Consider the following 16,694-nt stretch of genomic DNA (forward strand, 5'->3'; position numbering starts at 1 on the left):
TCAATTACATGATCCACAAAAGGCGGGTTGATCAGCCTTCTAGCCCACCAGCCAGAAACTCAAAGCACCCGCCCCCACATTATCCATATTTTTTGGTAGGTATGCAAGGTTTCAGTTGGGTATCAATGCTTTTAATGTGGTCAATAAACCAATCGCGCAAGTCTTGTTTGATGCTGAGAACAATTGAGTTAAAGTTATCATGATGTTCGACGCGACTTTTAATCATTTCAAAACTGATCACAAATCGTTTATGTGCGTTCTGATTATTTTTGGCGACGGGACATTTATATAAATTCATGCAGGACTCCTCATATTTGAAATGGTTATTAATATACATTTCCAGAAATTTGATAGTTGATTGAAGTTCCTGGGGGCTGCGGTTCTGTTCCAGGTTAGCAATCAATAAATCCATCTGGTCGAATAGTTGCTGATGTTGAAAATCAATCAAGGGGATGCCAATTTTCAAAGAATCATTCCAAGTGGGAGTCATATATTTAGCCTAATTAATCAAGTAGGTTGACCATGAACGATTGACCAAGTTCTTCCCATACTACTATAGCAAACCCCAAGAAACCGGGTTAGAGACACCCGGTTAAGGAGATAATTATGATTGTGCAGCCACCAAGCGATCGCGCGCATTTTGCAAGGCTAATTTAACCTGTTCAAAACCGGTGCCGCCGTAGCTATTCCGGGCGGCGACGACTTGTAAAGGTGCGATCGCATCATAAATATCGACATCAAATTCAGGGTGTAAAGACTTCCACTCATCGAGGGTAAGGTCTTTTAAAAGTTTCCCGGACTCCAGACAAGTTCTGACCACCTTACCCACCAAATTATAGGCTTCCCGGAAAGGAACCCCCTTAGTAGCGAGATAATCAGCGACATCAGTAGCATTCGAGAAATCTTCCGCCACTGCTTCAGCGAGACGTTGTGGGCGAAACTCCATCCCTTGGGATAACAAAATAGTCATCGCCTCCAGACAGCCTTTCACAGTTTTGACCGCATCAAATAAGGCTTCCTTGTCCTCCTGGAGGTCTTTATTATAAGCCAAAGGTAAACCCTTCATCAGGACTAATAGCCCTTGTAGATGTCCAAAAACCCGGCCAGTTTTACCGCGCACCAATTCAGGAACATCGGGGTTTTTCTTTTGGGGCATAATACTAGAGCCAGTGGAACAGCTATCAGTGAGGGTGACAAAACCAAACTCCTGGGAAGCCCAAAAGATAATCTCCTCGGAGAGGCGGCTGAGGTGAACCAAAATGAGACTAGAAGCACTGAGAAACTCGATCGCCCAATCGCGATCGCTCACCCCATCCAAACTATTAGCATAAACCCGGTCAAACCCCAATAATTCGGCGCTATAGTGTCGGTCAATGGGAAAAGTAGTCCCCGCCAAAGCACCGCACCCCAGAGGGGAAGTATTGACCCGTTGATAAACCTCTCCCAGACGTTCCCAGTCGCGGTGGGTCATTTCCACATAAGCCAGTAGGTGATGAGCCAAACTGAGAGGTTGCGCCCGTTGTAGATGAGTGTATCCTGGTATGAGAGTATGGACGTGATTAGTAGCCAGATCCAATAAAACCCCTTGCAAATCAAGAATCTGGGTGCGGATTTGTTGAATTTGGTCTTTCAGGTAAAGGCGGGTATCAGTTCCCACTTGGTCATTACGCGATCGCCCCGTATGGAGTTTTTTACCGACATCTCCGGCAATTTCGGTAAGTCGGCGTTCAACGGCGAAATGAATATCCTCAGCATCGACACCGGGGTTAAATTGACCCTGGCGGTATTCTTGGCGAATAGTCTCCAAGCCATCAACTAAGGCTTGTCCTTCTTCGGGGGAGATAATCCCGGTTTTGACCAACATTTTGGCATGAGCGACGGAGCCAGTCAAATCATACTCGATTAACTCAATATCAAAGCCGATACTGGCGTTAAAAGTAGCGATCGCTGGATGCAAAGCCTTTTCAAATCGTTGGCTCCAGGTTTTAGCTTCAGTCATAGTCCTATAATCTGTAAATTAGCCATAAATGTCTGAGCAGCAAATTTAGGAAACCCTTTAGGGTAAGAGGCTTTTCGCCCACCACCCCATCCCCAAGCCAATCAAAAAAGCCCAAAGCTGTCCGGTTTCCAGTAAATTATTCCAGGTATTCGTAACGTTAGTCCATAAATCAATATTTACCCGTTGACCGAATAGCACTGGTAGGGTCGCGCCGACTTCCCCCCACCCCCATGACCAGTGAGGGGTTAAAATGAGAATATGGCTCCCAGGGTTGCTGCAAGTTTCTACAAACATGGATAAAACATCAACGGACATAATCGGCATTCTCCCCGCTTTAAGAGGGTTGCACCTGTAGCACAACCAGAGTCATGTCATCAATATTACTGTTACTCGGACCGATAAACTTCTGAACTTCGGCAAATATATAATCTACAATGCGATTGGGAGTCTGGGAGTTTTGACAAGCCCATTGAAAGGCTGTCTGTAGGTTATCTTCATCAAAGCGATCGCCTCGTTGATTCGCCGCATCAGTAAAGCCATCAGTATAGTAAATCACAGTATCCCCCGGATGCAGTTGCACTTGGGCTTGGTAGTAACGGGTATCAGCATCAAGACCGATCAACATTCCCAAAGTATCTAACCGACGAATACTGTGGCTTTGTGCTTGCCATAATAAAGGGGGATTATGGGCGGCGTTACTATAGGAGAGAATTTTAGTCTCCGGGTCATACTCCGAATAAAACAGAGTCACAAACCGATTAGAATTTTCTAAGTCAGCATACATCACCCGGTTAAGATGTTGCAGAATCTGGGCGGGGGAATGGCGGTTAAGAACTTCCGCGCGTAACATTCCCCTAGTCATGGTCATAATTAACCCGGCTGGGACTCCTTTTCCCATGACATCACCAATGACAATACTCCAATGTTCCGATGATGTGTCACCGTCGCTAACTTCTCCCTCACCGGGATAATTTTCCTGTTCATGTTTGTCAAAATTCGAGGGGATAAAGTCGTAATAGTCTCCCCCGACTCGGTTGGCGGTTTGACAGCGTGCAGCCACTTCTAAACCCGGAATTTTCGGACATTTACGGGGAAGTAGGCGCAGTTGAATTTCTGCACCAATTTCTAATTCTCGGTCTAGGCGTTCTTTTTCCCGCAATGAAACTGATAGTTCATCATTAGCGATCGCCACAGCCGTTTGATCAGCTACCAGTCTAATTAATTTCTGGCGGGTTGGTGTCCACAGGTAATCAGGAGCATGGCTGAACACATACAACCGCCCCCGTGATACATTATTAACCAGGATTTCCGTGCTAAAAAGTTTTACATCCTGCCCCAAGCAACTACTCACCTGATCGTCTAGGTTTGCCACGTATTGGGGCGCGAGACTCTCGGGAACCACTCCCACCGTTATGGTATCATTAGGCTGGGATATCACCTGTCTGGTAGCCGCCTCTAAAATGGCGCGAATATCCTGACACTGACGACCATCTTGGCAGTGTAGGCGTTGAAATCTCACCTGACCGTTAGGTTTAAACAGCACCAAAGCACCCCCATCAGCATCTGTCACTCGACTAGCAACTAGGGGAGTTAATTCTAAGAACTGATTGAGATTATTAAAGCTACGGAGGGCAAAACTTAGGGAACTCAGCAACTCATTAATATTTTGCTGTTCCCGATGGAGTCTAGCCACCATTTGCTTTAAGTGAGAGGCTGATGTCACATCAGCATCTGAGGAGCTTGAAAGGGAGTCTGAAGGTTGTTCTGAGCGTCTTGGAAGTGGCACAGCAGTCATATTATTAGTATATATTTTTTGAAGGTTAGAGTGCAATAGTAAGTCCAAAAAAATGAAAGTCTCTCTGCCAAAAGTCTGGTTTTCTGGCAAGTATCCATGACAGATTATCCCTGGCTACACTGCAGGGTACTGCCATCTACAAAATCGGCAATTACCACCAGTAATCATGAGCTACCCTCCCCCAGTGGCTAATATTTACCCTAGGCGATCGCTTATCTGGTGTTTTTGAAGATGGCAATATGTGGGAATCTGCTCTATAAAATGATTAACTGTTCCCCATGATGACACTTAAATAGCCATATTGGCACTTTAACAGAGCTTTAACCACTTAACAGGGCTTCGATAAACTCGTAGCTTGAAAAAGGCCGCAGGTCTTCGATACTTTCCCCAACACCAATAAAACGAATCGGTAGACCTAGCTGTTGTACAACAGCTAAAGCCACACCACCTTTAGCAGTTCCATCTAATTTTGTCAAGACCACACCGCTAAGTTGAGCAACTTCGGCAAATACTTGGGCCTGGCGTAGTCCGTTTTGACCTAAAGTTGAATCAAGGACTAGGAGGGATTCTACCTTAGCATCTGGTGCTTGTTTGTCTATTACGCGACGAATTTTGTTAAGTTCCTCCATCAGGTTCTTTTTGTTCTGCAATCTACCAGCAGTATCAATAACTAGCAATTCGGTCTCGCGGGATTTAGCAGCAGCGATCGCATCATAAACCACGGCGGCCGGATCTGTATTCTTTCCAGGATTAGCAATCACCTCTACGCCACTACGTTCGCCCCAGACCTTTACTTGTTCGACTGCTGCCGCCCGGAAAGTATCCCCAGCCGCAATTAAAGTCCGGTAGTCTGACTTTTGGGCAATATGGGCAATTTTCCCGATGGTAGTAGTCTTTCCAGCCCCATTCACCCCGGTAATTAACCAAATATTCAATTGTTCTTTTTCGGGGGCAAATGTGGGACTATAGCCATTTTGATAGGGTTTTTCCAGGAGATCTCGCAGAAGTTGTTTTAAATAGGCGATCGCATCTTCCGGGGGTAAAGCATCCTCTAGCAGGCGGTTTTGTAGCGCCTCAATAATCACGTCAGTAGCTTCTACACCCACATCAGCTTGCAGCAATAAAGCCTCAATTTCTTCTACCGCCGCCTGATTTAGGGGTCCCTGACCAACGATCGCTTTTAATTGATTGAGCAAATTACGGCGAGTCCGCCCTAAACCTTTCCACAGCTTTTGTAGCCAGGTGATTTCCTCTACTGCTACTTCCTCTGGTCTACGTCCCTGATTAGCCAAAACTTCCGCCGACCACAGGAACATCTCATCAAATACTAGATCCGTCGATTCTCCCTCACCGCTGGCTGTGGTTTGCCCCCCTTCCGGTTCCGGTTCGGAAATAGCCGTTTCTTTTAATCTCTCAATTCTCGCCTGTCGTTCCGCCTGGGTTCTCGCCCAAATTGGCAAAGACTCATCAATACTCTCTTCAACAATCGCTACAGGTTCAGCGGTTTCTCTAACTTCCGCCGTCTCTGCGACTTCCTCTGCGACTTCCTCTGCGACTTCCTCTGCCACTTCCTCTGCGACTTCCTCTGCCACTTCCACAGGTTCAGTCGTTTCTGTTAATTCTGCGGGGGTTTCCTGAGCCTTGATGGTACTTGTTTCGGCTTCTGTGGGAGGGGAGACATCATCAATAGCATCTTCTGTGGGGGCTTCTGTGGGCTGGTGTTGTTGCTGAATATTTTGATAAGCAGCCTTAGCCCACTGTAAATAATCCTCATTAGCGGTTGTAGGCTGAGGCGGTTGTTTATTTTCGGGTTCGTCGGGAGTTGTTGAGGGTTCAGCTTGTTGTGTATCTTCTGCTGAGGGGCGATCGCTAAACTGGCGGCGGAACCAATTAAAAACCATTTTACTAATTACTCAAATTTGACAACAGATTTAGGTGTTGGTGAGGCGGGAATTTGTAATAGCAGACCCACAGCATCACCGAAATTTAGACAGTTGAAGACTCAGTTTTGAGGTGGTCAACAACACGACGGAGAACCCCGTTAATAAATCGGTAACTGTCCTGGTCGCTATAACGTTTAGCCAACTCCACCGCCTCATTAACGGCAATTTGTTCTTGAACCCCCAGATATAACAATTCAGTTACAGCAATCCTTAAAATATCGCGATCGATGCGAGGGAGTCTGGATAATTGCCAATCAACCATGGCTTCTTCTAGGGAACTATCGACAGCTTCCCGGTGAGTGTTAAGCTCGACCAAAATTTTGACAGCATAGGAGTAGACATCTTCCTGACTTGCCAATTGTACCAATTCCGGCAATTCCACAGCAGTAGATAAACGATTAATGGCTGATTGAGTCAATGCGATCGCCTCACTAACCATTGTCCGGGCGCTGTGCAAATCCGCCGCCCTAGTTTGGCTACTCAAAAGGCGATCGTTACCCCGTTGTAATTCGGCCATAGCCGTCTCTAGGGATTCTTGTCCTTCTGTGGTTAAGGTACGGACAGCAGCGAGGACCACATCTTCCATTTGCTGAGTCTCAAGCTTTTCGGGAGTTGATGGCAGTTGGCTCATCCCCAAAAGGGCGAGTTCACGGGCTGTTCTACGAGCTTGCATATTGGTTTAGTATAAATGTCTTAGTTTAGCAACAAAGTAGTGGCTGGGATAGATTCTAGCAAAAAATCGGTTTCCAGCTCACCCCAAGCAGCTTTTGTGGGTTAAGGACAAAAAAGCCGGGAAAACCCGGCGGAAAGTTGTCAATTTTCAGACACAAATCAATAAGCCAGTTCTACCAACTTGAGACTGAGATTCCACATTTTCTCAGCTCTTTCCTCATCTCTAGCTTGGGGCGAGACCCGTTGCACAAAAGACTGTCGGCCTTTTTTCTGGCGATTTCCCCAACTCCAGTAAGCACCAGACTGGCGATATTCCTCATCAAGGACCACAGCAGCCACTCGTTCTCCAGCCAATTCCTGAGACACATAGCCCTTGGTAATGTATTTCTGGAATATAGGAAATATTTTCTGGAACAGGGGATAGTGATTGCGGAACAGGGGCGTATCCGCGACGCAACCTGGGTAAAGAGAGGTGAAAGTGATACCAGTTTCCTCGTGATAGCGTCGGTGCAATTCCCGCATAGTTAGGACATTGCAAACCTTACTATCTTTATAGGCTTTGACGGGTTCAAATTTTTTGCCGTCAATCATAGAAACCGGTTCTCGGAAGCCCTTAGCAAACCCTTCCAGGTCTCCCAAATCGGGGCGGGGTGGAATTTTGCCACCGAGTTCGTCGGGGTTATGGGTAACCGTTCCCAAAATCACCATACGCTTATCCTCAGCGGGAGAGCGTTTCATGTCCTCCATCATCACATTACAGAGGAGGAAATGCCCTAGGTGATTGGTGGTCATGGTCAACTCATAGCCTTCTGGACTACGAAGGGGTTCTTTTATGAGGGGCATATAGATAGCCGCATTACAGACTAACCCCTCCAAGGTTCTACCCGTAGCCCGGAATGAGTTGATAAACCGTCGGACACTCTCAAGGGAACCGAGGTCGATATGAAGGATAGTGCGGCTGTCTTCGGGAATCCCTAATTCTTGGGCGGCGGCTTCTGCCTTTTCCAAGTTACGACAAGCCATGATCACATGAGCGCCCCTATCGGCGAGGGCTTTGGCGGCGTATAAACCAACCCCCGAAGAGGCACCCGTGACTATAACCGTTGATTTTTGATCCTGTACCATTTTTAGTTAAAACTCCGTTGATCACCGTCAGTTTTCTAAGTAATTATTCCGACGGAGACCCTGGCTGTTATTGATTTAGCGAGGTATCCTTAATCCCAGTATTATATTGCTAATCCTGTGGCGATCGCAACCATGTTTGAGGGATATTCTCAAAACCTGCCAAAAAAGCTGATGGTCAGCTATCATCAAGAATATAACACCATCGGCAGGTGATGCCACCGTGCATCAAGGCGGGATATTGTCTGTCTAGCCAGGCGTATACCCTACTGCCAGTATTAATTCTGTCCTTTGACTGTAAAATCATGAGCAGTGTCCCCAATCAAGACCAAAAACCCAAAAATTCACCATCATCAGCATCAAACAACGAGGAGAATGCTTGGGTTGAAGGCATTAAGACTATTGGACTAAGTATAATTTTGGCTTTGGGTATCCGAACTTTTGTCGCAGAGGCTCGTTATATTCCCTCTGGGTCAATGCTTCCCACCCTGGAAATCAACGATCGCCTGATTATTGATAAGTTAAGCTACCGTTTCAGCGAACCGCAACGGGGAGATGTGGTAGTTTTCAATCCCACCGAGGAACTGAGCCTACAATACAATGATGCTTTCATTAAGCGGATTATTGGCTTACCCGGCGAAACATTAGAGGTTCGGGACGGACAGGTTTTTGTGAATGGCGAACCCATTGAAGAGGACTATATTGCCGAAGAACCCCAATACAAATGGGGGCCGGAAACCATCCCCGAAGGCGAGTTTTTAGTCCTGGGGGATAACCGTAACAATAGCTTTGATAGTCACTATTGGGGATTTGTCCCCCGAGAGAATATCATCGGTCGGGCTGTGGTCCGGTTCTGGCCCTTAGACCGTCTGGGAGGGGTCGATCGCAGTTTTTAACCGACTTTTTTGGCTGTCAACCGCGCCAAGTTTTCATGACTTTTCCGGTCATTTCCTGCCCCCAGCAGGGGGTATTAGCCGATCGCGATTTGATGGTGGTGTGATCGACCCTCCAAGGCTGTGCGGGGTCAAAGAGGGTTAATTCGGCGGCGCGGTTGACGGTAACAGTCGGGGGAGAAATAGCCAAACAGTGGGCGGGTTGGGTGCTTAAAACTCGCCACAGTTGCAGTGGCGACCATTGAATATTAAAAACGGTATCTGGCTGTTGGACAAAGGTTTTCCACAGTAGAGATAAGGCTAATTCTAAGCCGATCGCCCCTGGGGGTGCATCAGCAAAAGCAACGGTTTTTTCTTCGTAGGTGTAGGGGGTGTGGTCAACAGCGATCGCATCAATAGTCCCGTCTACAATAGCCTGAATTAGGGCTTGGCGATCGTCTGGATTACCCAGAGGCGGGTCAACATTAAGATTCGGATCGTAGGGATTCGGCGCCCAGCCTAAACCACAGTCAGAAAGCCGCCCGGTAATGGCTTCTGTATCAAATAGTAAGTGCATCCAGGTGGTACTAGCGGTAATAGGTAGATGTCGCTGTTTAGCTTCCCGAATTAGTTGCACACCCCTAGCCGTAGAAACCCGCATGATATGAACCGGAGTTCCGATCGCCGCCACCAATTCCAGGACGGCGGAAATAGCCACAGTTTCGGCATAATCAGGAATCCCGGTCAAACCGCTATAGATAGAGGCGTAACCTTCCCGCATCACTCCTGAGTCCGCCAGAGTGCGATCGCAACAATACAGAGCGATCGTTTTTTTCAGCGGGTTAACATATTCCAAAACTCGCCGCCACAGATTAAGATTTCGATGAGCATATCCATCAGCAAAACCAATAATATTAGTAGTCGCCAATTCTGCAAATTCCGTCATCATTTCCCCCGCCGCACCCCTCGTCGCCGCCCCCCAGACATAAAAGCCATGGGGTGCTAAACCTTGCCAATGTTGAATCGTGGAGAGATTATCAGCAGGTGGTAGCATATCCGGTAAAATCCCCAGGCGGGTATAACCTCCCGCCCTAGCTGCCGCCTCTAAAGATGCAATAGTTTCCCGTTCTTCAAAGCCCGGCTCTCCCGTATGGCTATACATATCCACCAATCCCGGCCCCAAAATCATACCGTGACAATCAATGATCTGACTATGTTCTGGGTAATCATAAATCTGGGATTCAATAGCAGTAATATACCCATCAATAATCAGTACATCTGCCACTTGATCTCGTCCATCCATCGGGTCTAATACCCGCACCTGTTTCAGGAGTTCACTACTCATATTCACAGACCAGTCCTAGAGGGCTCCGGCGGCGGTTTGGTCAAGAATACTACCAGATAAATGGGTGGTAATATTCATAGTTTCTAAAACCGGATCACCTTTAGCACCGTGGGGATAGTCAATTACTGTCACCGAACCATTACCCTGTTTAAAATTCCAGAAATGCTCTGGTGATAAACCCAATAATTGACACAACAGAGCCTTATTTACCGCATCATGAGCCACCACTAATCCCGTCAGGGGTTGGGAATCATATTTATTAATGATATTCTGCCATCCCAGGGCTACCCTTTCTCCTACCTGATTTAAGTTTTCACCTTCTGGCATCTGTACCGTTTCCGGTGCAGTTTTCCACTGATTTAATAAACCCGGATAATCATCCTCAATTTCCGATTCAAATTTACCCTCCCATAAACCATGGCTAATCTCTCGGAAATTGTCCTCAAATTGTAGTTCTATATCTCGGTGATATTCCAGGATAATTTCTGCCGTTTCTCGGGGGCGTGCCATGGGGCTACTGACCGCAAAATCGATTTTAATATCCTGGAGAAATTCGGCAGCTTTGCGAGCTTGTAATCGCCCGTTATCATTCAGCGGAATATCAATCTGACCTTGAAACTGTCCTTTTCGGTTCCATTCAGTTTCTCCATGGCGCACTAACAGCAGTCTCGGTCCACGATGTTCCGGGCGAAGGGTGGGGAGTTTCTCCCGCACATGGCTAGTGAGGTTCATCGATTCTAATTGTACGGCTGCGGGTAGTGGTAGTTCTCCGGGGGTGACATCACCAATATTGATAATGCTAATACCACAGTTAGACTGTTGAATACTTTGATAGAATTGGGGTTGAACTCCTAAAGCCGTAGCGATCAGCGATCGATTGATGCCGTTATGAGCCACTACTAGGATGGTTTGGTTGGTCTGGATAGAGACGTGTCGCCAAAATTGTTTGGCTTGCTCAAATAAGGCTAACACGGGGAAATGTTTATGCCCAGATTCTAATACCATGAAAAACTCATGGGGGCTCTGTTGCCAACATTGATAATCTTCGGGAAAGCGATCGCGGACTTCTTGGCGGGGGAGTCCAGCCCACAGAGGCAGATCAATTTCCATTAATAGGTCTGTCGGTTGCAACTGAGGGGCTGCATCCAGTCCAGAGCTAATCAATTGGGCTGTTTGTTGCGCTCGTTGTAGAGGACTGTGATAAATAGCATCGAACCTTAAACCCTGGAGGGCTTGGGCGACGCAGGTGGCATCAACGCGGCCCTGGTCGGTGAGAACCGAATCATCCAGGCGGCCCTGAATTCGTTTTTGGGCGTTGTAGGTACTCTGACCGTGACGGACAAGGATTACACGGGTCGTCATCTTAAAATTTTAAGTTCGATGGTAAGCCAGAAGCATTTTAACTTGTTTGGGGCAGTTTCCTACTACTCATTTATGATGTAAAGAGATGTTAAGGGTCTGTCCCAGCAAATCCTCAAGATAGGATTCTGATTAACGGGACTGTTGAAATGCTTAGGGCGTGGGCGAAATTGATGATGAATAATCAGATTACAGGCGATTACCATTGGGGTTTGATGGCTTTGTCTTTGGCAATGGCTGTGATTACCTCTTATATCCCTATGGATTTGGCTGTACAAGTCCGTGAGGGTCTATGGACGGCGAAACGGTGGGGGTTTTGGCTGTGCATAGGGGCGATCGCTATGGGGACTGGTTTGTGGTCTATGGATTTTACCACTATAGTCGCCCTAGAACTTCCCCTAGATGTTACTTATAACCTGTGGATGGTTTTGCTGTCGTTGTTGATGGCTATTATGGCTTCTGGGATGTTTCTGGGGCTCGCACTCAGAGAGCAGGCGAGTCGGTTTATCCTGATTACAGGTGGGATTTGTATAGGCACTACACTGGCTTTGATGGACTATCTGGCAATTAGCGCCATAGCCACGGAAGCTGAGATTGTTTATGATGCACATTTGGTGCTGTTTTCTGTGGCGATCGCTATTGATGTGGCTTTGATTTCTCTGTGGCTGGCTTTTCGACTTGAAGATAACCCTGTAGTCGAAAAAACTAGACAAAAGGTGATCAGTGCAATGGTTATGGGATTTGGTATCGGTGGAATGCACTATATAGGACTTACGGCGACTGGGTTTATACCCAAATTAATCACGCCTATTACTGTGAATCCCTCTTTGAGTCCCTCTTGGTTGGCGATCGCCGTAGTATTGGCCACGGTTATCTGTCTATTTTTTATTGTGTTAACTAAGTTATGGGATCACAAATTGGTCAACCAATTGGCGCGCGAAAAAGTTTGCCAAGACAATGAACAGCAGTTTAGGACTTTGATTCAGCAAATGCAGGTGGGAATGTTATTGCTGAATGCTAAGGCAGAAATTTTGGTTTTTAATCAGGCGGCATTGGATCTTTTACGGCTAAATATTGAACCAGATAGCCTTCAGGTGTTTGGAGAGGGTTGGCATTTGGTGGTGGAGGATGGATCGCCGATTTCTTTGTCAGATTTACCTGTACAAAAAGCGATCGCTACAGGTGAAGCAGTGCATCATGTGGTTATGGGGTTTGATGACCCAAAAACCCAACAGCGACGGTGGTTATTGGTGAATGCCACACTACATCAGCCCGGAAACGACGTGACGCGGGTTATATGTACTATTAGTGATATTACTAACCAAAAGCAGACTGAAGAGGCTCTCAGGCGCAGTCAAGAACGATTTACTCTCGCCGTTGAGGGGGCTAATGATGGAATTTGGGATTGGGATATTTCTGCCGATGAAGTTTATCTATCCCCGAGGGGAAAAATTATGTTGGGCTGTGATCCAGATTTAGATTGTTTCTCTAATTTGGACTCCGTGCTAAGAATTATTCATCCAGATGACCGCCTGCGGGTTCAACGGATGTTAAATTGCTATTTAGCTAAGGAAATTCCCGCTTTTGATGTGGAATATCGCACCGAATTAGATAATGGTGAACGGCGCTGGATTCGCTCCAGGGGGGTGGCTCTTTGGGATGAACATAACCAGCCCGATCGCATGGTGGGATTTCATACTGATGTGACAGACCGTAAAATGGCTGAACCGGCTCTCCGGGAAGGGGCGGAACAAGAACGCTCTATTCTGCAAATGGTTCAGCAAATGCGAAAAACTTTGGAACTAGAGCAGATTTTTAGTGCTACTACTGGGGAACTTAGACAGGCTTTAAATTGCGATCGCGTTTTGGTTTATCGCTTCCGGGAAGACTGGAGTGGAGAATTTATGGCCGAGTCCGTGACTGAAGGTTGGGTGCAACTTACCGCCACACCTCTGAAAACGAAAAATGTGCTTTTCGGGTCATGAATCATCACTGTGTGATTTCCGATACCTATTTGCCACAAAATCAAGGTGGTATTTATGGCAAAGGAGTCACTTATAGATGTGTTAATGATATTTATGAAATGGGTTTCGATGGTTGTTATCTGGAATTATTAAAACAGTTTCAAGCTAGGGCTTATATTATTACCCCGATTTTTTCCGGCTATCAACTTTGGGGATTATTGGCAGTCTATCAGAATTATCATCCCCGCAGTTGGACGACTGCTGAAATTCACACAGTCACACAAATTGGCTCTCAGTTGGGGGTGGCTGTTCAACAGGCGGAATTGTTGGCACAAACCCAAGAACAGGCTAGACAACTGCAACAGGCTAAAGAAATCGCCGATGCGGCTAATCGAGCTAAAAGTGAGTTTTTGGCGAATATGAGCCATGAGTTAAGAACTCCTTTAAATGCGATTTTGGGGTTTGCTCAACTGATGTCTACTAACCAGAATCTGGCTCCCGAAAAACGTCAACATATTGAGATTATTAATCGGTCGGGGGAGCATCTTCTCGGTCTGATTAATGATATTTTGGAAATGTCTCGGATTGAGGCAGGGGGGGCGACTCTTCAGGTGAATGCTTTTGATTTATATGACTTTCTGAAAAGTTTAGAGGATTTCTTTAAATTGCGGGCTACTTCTAAAAATTTACATCTGATTTTTGAGCGCCCTCAAGGTTTGATTAGGTATATTAAAGCCGATGATAAAAAGTTGCGTCAGGTGTTGATTAATTTATTGGTAAATGCCATTAAGTTTACTGATGAAGGTAGTGTGACGGTTCGGGTTTCTCACCAAAACCAGGATACCTCAGATATATTAAAATTTGAAGTGGAAGATACCGGGCTGGGAATTGCTCCCGAAGACTGTGAAGGACTGTTTGAAGCCTTTGCACAAACGGAAACGGGTTTAAATGCTTCCGAGGGTAGCGGTTTGGGGTTGGCAATTGCACAGCAATTTGTCACACTAATGGGTGGTGAAATTACTGTCCGTAGTTGCCTTAACCAGGGTTCGACTTTTTCGTTTACTATTCCAGTACAAAGGACTGAGGACAAGCCGAACCCAGCGATCGCATCTATTATGGATAGGGTCATCGGTTTGGCTCCTAAGCAGGCGCTCTATCGCATTTTGGTGGTTGAAGACCGAGAAAGCAATCGTTTATTGTTGGTGGAACTCCTGAGTGTCCTGGGGTTTTCGGTCAGAGCGGCTAACAATGGCTCCGAGGCGATCGCTATTTGGCAAGAGTGGAACCCTGACCTAATTTTGATGGATATGCGAATGCCTGTCGTCAATGGTTACGAGGCTACCCGCCAAATTCGCTCTCAGCCTGGTGGTCGGGATACCGTCATTATTGCACTGACTGCTAGTGCCTTTGAGGAACAAAGACAGGATATCATGAAGGTGGGGTGCAATGATTTGCTGCGAAAACCTTTTCAGCGAGGAGAATTGCTCAGTAAATTGAGTCAATATCTGGGTGTGGAATATATTTACAATACACAGCCGGAGATGTCCTCAAATTGGAATTATTCCCAAGAAACTGACAATATATAACCATCAAAAATTCACTTAGAAGCAATCAGATAAATGCCAGAATATTGGCGGGAGCAGGTCTATTCTGCTGCGGCTCAGGGTAGTGATTTACTACTATTAGACCTGATTAAGGAAATTCCCGCTCCGTACAGTAATCTGGCTAATACAATGACAGAATGGGTGGGAAATTTTCAGTTTGATAAAGTTCTGGAATTGGTAGAAACAACCAAACCGGAAGCACCTAAGATCCAACAAATGCCGAATTGAGTGAAAATCAGTGGATACACCAAAAGCAGATATTTTAGTCGTCGATGACAAGCCGGAAAATTTACACCTTCTCTCGGAAATTTTGATGCTAGAAGGATACAATGTCCGCAAGGCTGTTAATGGTAAAATGGCTTTGATGGCCGTCAAGACGGTGCAGCCTGATTTGATTCTACTGGATATTATGATGCCGGGAATGGATGGATATCAGGTTTGTAAAGAGTTGAAAAACAATCAAACATTAGCTAAGGTTCCGGTAATATTTCTCAGTGCTTTAAATGATGTTTTTGATAAGGTCAAAGCCTTTGGTGCTGGGGGTGTAGACTATATTACTAAGCCTTTTCAAATGGAGGAGGTTCTAGTGAGGGTGCAAAATCACCTGATGCTGAAGGAGGCGGAAAAGAAAATTCTGGAGTTGAATACTGAGTTAGAAGCCAGGGTTAAAGAACGCACTCAACAATTACAAATTGCTAATTATAAATTGTTGGAAATGGCTCTACATGACCCGTTGACTAAACTGCCAAACCGGGCCTTGTTTATGGACAAGATATCCTTAGTAATTAAGAGTGTCAAAGAGGGTAATAATCATGGTTTTGCGGTGCTGTTTATGGATTGCGATCGCTTTAAGGTGGTGAACGATTCCTTGGGGCATACAGTGGGAGATGAATTGTTAATTGCTATTGGCGATCGCATTCAAAAAATACTCAAAAATAATGATTTACTCTCCCGCTTGGGAGGAGATGAATTTGCCATTATTGTACATGATGTTAATGAAATTGAACCAGTAAGGAATCTCGCCAATTCTATTCTGGAGGTGATGTCTTGTCCTTTTCAAATCTATAGCCGAGAGATTTTTATTAATATGAGTATCGGTGTGGTCCTCAGTAATAGCAACTATGAACAACCAGAACATTTATTGCGAGATGCAGATACAGCTATGTATCGTGCCAAAGCCCTAGGACGGGGACAATATCATATCTTTGACCCGGCTATGCACAAAGAAGCCCTGGATTTATTGGGTTTAGAAACTGACCTAAGACGGGCTATTGAAAATCAAGAATTAATCCCTTATTATCAGCCAATTATTAACTTAGAAACTGGTAAAATTTCGAGTATGGAAGCCTTGGTGCGTTGGCAACATCCCCAACGGGGCTTGGTCCCACCTGGTATGTTTATCCCCTTGGCTGAGGAAATGGGTATAATTACTACTATTGGAACTTTGATGCTGGTAGAAGCCTGTCATCAACTGAAAAATTGGCAGGAGCAGAAATTGGTAGATGAATCTGTTAGTATGAGTGTGAATCTCTCTGTCAGACAGTTTACCCAAGCCGATCTAATTGCAACGGTTGATGATATCCTGGCTGAAAGTGGTTTAAATCCTAAATGTCTGAGATTAGAAATGACTGAAAGTGCGATCGTCGAAAATACACAAACAGCCCGGACTATTTTAACCCAATTTCGCGATCGCCATATCGGTTTAAGTCTCGATGATTTTGGCACAGGCTACTCCTCCCTCAGTTATTTACACGCCTTCCCGGTAGATACCATAAAAATTGATAAGTCTTTTGTCAGTCTTTTAGACGGAACTCCCGAAAATATGGGGCTAATTCCTGCCATCATTGGTATTTCTAAAACTTTGAATATGGTAGCCGTAGCTGAGGGAATAGAAACCGCCGAACAACTTGCACAACTGCGAGAACTAGAATGTAATAGCGGACAAGGATATTTCTTTTCTAGGCCTTTACCAGCTACTCAAATGGCTGAACTTTTGGCGAGCAATCCTCAATGGTAAAA

General features: G+C 45.8%; 15 protein-coding genes. 5 read left to right on the top strand and 10 right to left on the bottom strand.

Annotated elements, in window-relative coordinates; genetic code table 11:
- Positions 1 to 79: 79 nt before the first annotated feature.
- The 8 genes from HFV01_RS12185 to HFV01_RS30530 form a co-directional block, all read right to left on the bottom strand.
- Positions 80 to 490 carry a bacteriohemerythrin gene (locus HFV01_RS12185; RefSeq protein ID WP_111894355.1) on the bottom strand — a complete coding sequence of 137 codons (411 nt, stop codon included), beginning with the start codon at positions 488 to 490 and terminating at the stop codon, positions 80 to 82.
- A 114-nt stretch (positions 491 to 604) separates the two neighbouring features.
- Positions 605 to 1,999, bottom strand: coding sequence for an argininosuccinate lyase (gene argH, locus HFV01_RS12190; RefSeq protein ID WP_046319606.1), 1,395 nt, complete (start codon positions 1,997 to 1,999; stop codon positions 605 to 607).
- A gap of 57 nt (positions 2,000 to 2,056) precedes the next feature.
- Positions 2,057 to 2,314: a hypothetical protein gene (locus HFV01_RS12195; protein WP_006625421.1), complete on the bottom strand. Its 258-nt coding sequence runs from the start codon at positions 2,312 to 2,314 to the stop codon at positions 2,057 to 2,059.
- Between the two features lie 19 nt (positions 2,315 to 2,333).
- Positions 2,334 to 3,794, bottom strand: a complete 1,461-nt coding sequence (locus tag HFV01_RS12200) for a PP2C family protein-serine/threonine phosphatase (RefSeq protein ID WP_193521133.1) — start codon at positions 3,792 to 3,794, stop codon at positions 2,334 to 2,336.
- 320 nt (positions 3,795 to 4,114) lie between these two features.
- Positions 4,115 to 5,695, bottom strand: coding sequence for a signal recognition particle-docking protein FtsY (ftsY, locus tag HFV01_RS12205; RefSeq protein WP_193521134.1), 1,581 nt, complete (start codon positions 5,693 to 5,695; stop codon positions 4,115 to 4,117).
- Between the two features lie 85 nt (positions 5,696 to 5,780).
- The gene (gene nusB, locus HFV01_RS12210) at positions 5,781 to 6,410 is read right to left on the bottom strand and encodes a transcription antitermination factor NusB (RefSeq protein WP_006625424.1); all 630 of its coding nucleotides are present in this window, start codon (positions 6,408 to 6,410) and stop codon (positions 5,781 to 5,783) included.
- A 158-nt stretch (positions 6,411 to 6,568) separates the two neighbouring features.
- Entirely contained in the window at positions 6,569 to 7,534 is a 966-nt protein-coding gene (locus HFV01_RS12215) for a protochlorophyllide reductase (RefSeq protein WP_006625425.1), read from the bottom strand.
- 175 nt (positions 7,535 to 7,709) lie between these two features.
- Positions 7,710 to 7,838: a hypothetical protein gene (locus HFV01_RS30530; protein ID WP_257720194.1), complete on the bottom strand. Its 129-nt coding sequence runs from the start codon at positions 7,836 to 7,838 to the stop codon at positions 7,710 to 7,712.
- Between HFV01_RS30530 and lepB the strand changes: the two genes are divergently transcribed.
- Entirely contained in the window at positions 7,837 to 8,427 is a 591-nt protein-coding gene (lepB, locus tag HFV01_RS12220; protein ID WP_008050990.1) for a signal peptidase I, read from the top strand. The two genes, HFV01_RS30530 and lepB, sit on opposite strands and share 2 nt — an antisense overlap.
- Before the next feature lie 16 nt (positions 8,428 to 8,443).
- Here lepB and HFV01_RS12225 read toward each other — a convergent pair whose 3' ends face one another.
- The gene (locus HFV01_RS12225; RefSeq protein WP_193521135.1) at positions 8,444 to 9,748 is read right to left on the bottom strand and encodes a dihydroorotase; all 1,305 of its coding nucleotides are present in this window, start codon (positions 9,746 to 9,748) and stop codon (positions 8,444 to 8,446) included.
- Positions 9,749 to 9,763: 15 nt separating this feature from the next.
- Complete coding sequence (locus HFV01_RS12230; protein ID WP_006669550.1) at positions 9,764 to 11,110, bottom strand: histidine phosphatase family protein; 1,347 nt, start codon at positions 11,108 to 11,110, stop codon at positions 9,764 to 9,766.
- Positions 11,111 to 11,256: 146 nt separating this feature from the next.
- On the opposite strand from HFV01_RS12230, the gene HFV01_RS12235 reads away from it, so the two are divergent.
- From HFV01_RS12235 to HFV01_RS12250, 4 genes are read left to right on the top strand one after another with little or no spacing between them, the layout of a single operon-like run.
- Entirely contained in the window at positions 11,257 to 13,092 is a 1,836-nt protein-coding gene (locus HFV01_RS12235; protein WP_193521136.1) for an MHYT domain-containing protein, read from the top strand.
- The gene (locus HFV01_RS12240) at positions 13,089 to 14,657 is read left to right on the top strand and encodes an ATP-binding protein (RefSeq protein ID WP_046319631.1); all 1,569 of its coding nucleotides are present in this window, start codon (positions 13,089 to 13,091) and stop codon (positions 14,655 to 14,657) included. The genes HFV01_RS12235 and HFV01_RS12240 overlap by 4 nt, the downstream gene beginning before the upstream one ends.
- 33 nt (positions 14,658 to 14,690) lie before the next feature.
- A complete protein-coding gene (locus HFV01_RS12245; RefSeq protein WP_006625431.1) occupies positions 14,691 to 14,903 on the top strand; it encodes a hypothetical protein in 213 nt (70 codons plus the stop codon).
- A gap of 10 nt (positions 14,904 to 14,913) precedes the next feature.
- Positions 14,914 to 16,692 (top strand): two-component system response regulator, encoded by a 1,779-nt coding sequence (locus HFV01_RS12250; protein ID WP_193521137.1) that lies wholly within the window; start codon positions 14,914 to 14,916, stop codon positions 16,690 to 16,692.
- The last annotated feature ends 2 nt before the right edge of the window (positions 16,693 to 16,694 follow it).

This window comes from Limnospira fusiformis SAG 85.79 (assembly GCF_012516315.1).
Taxonomy (GTDB): Bacteria; Cyanobacteriota; Cyanobacteriia; order Cyanobacteriales; family Microcoleaceae; genus Limnospira; species Limnospira fusiformis.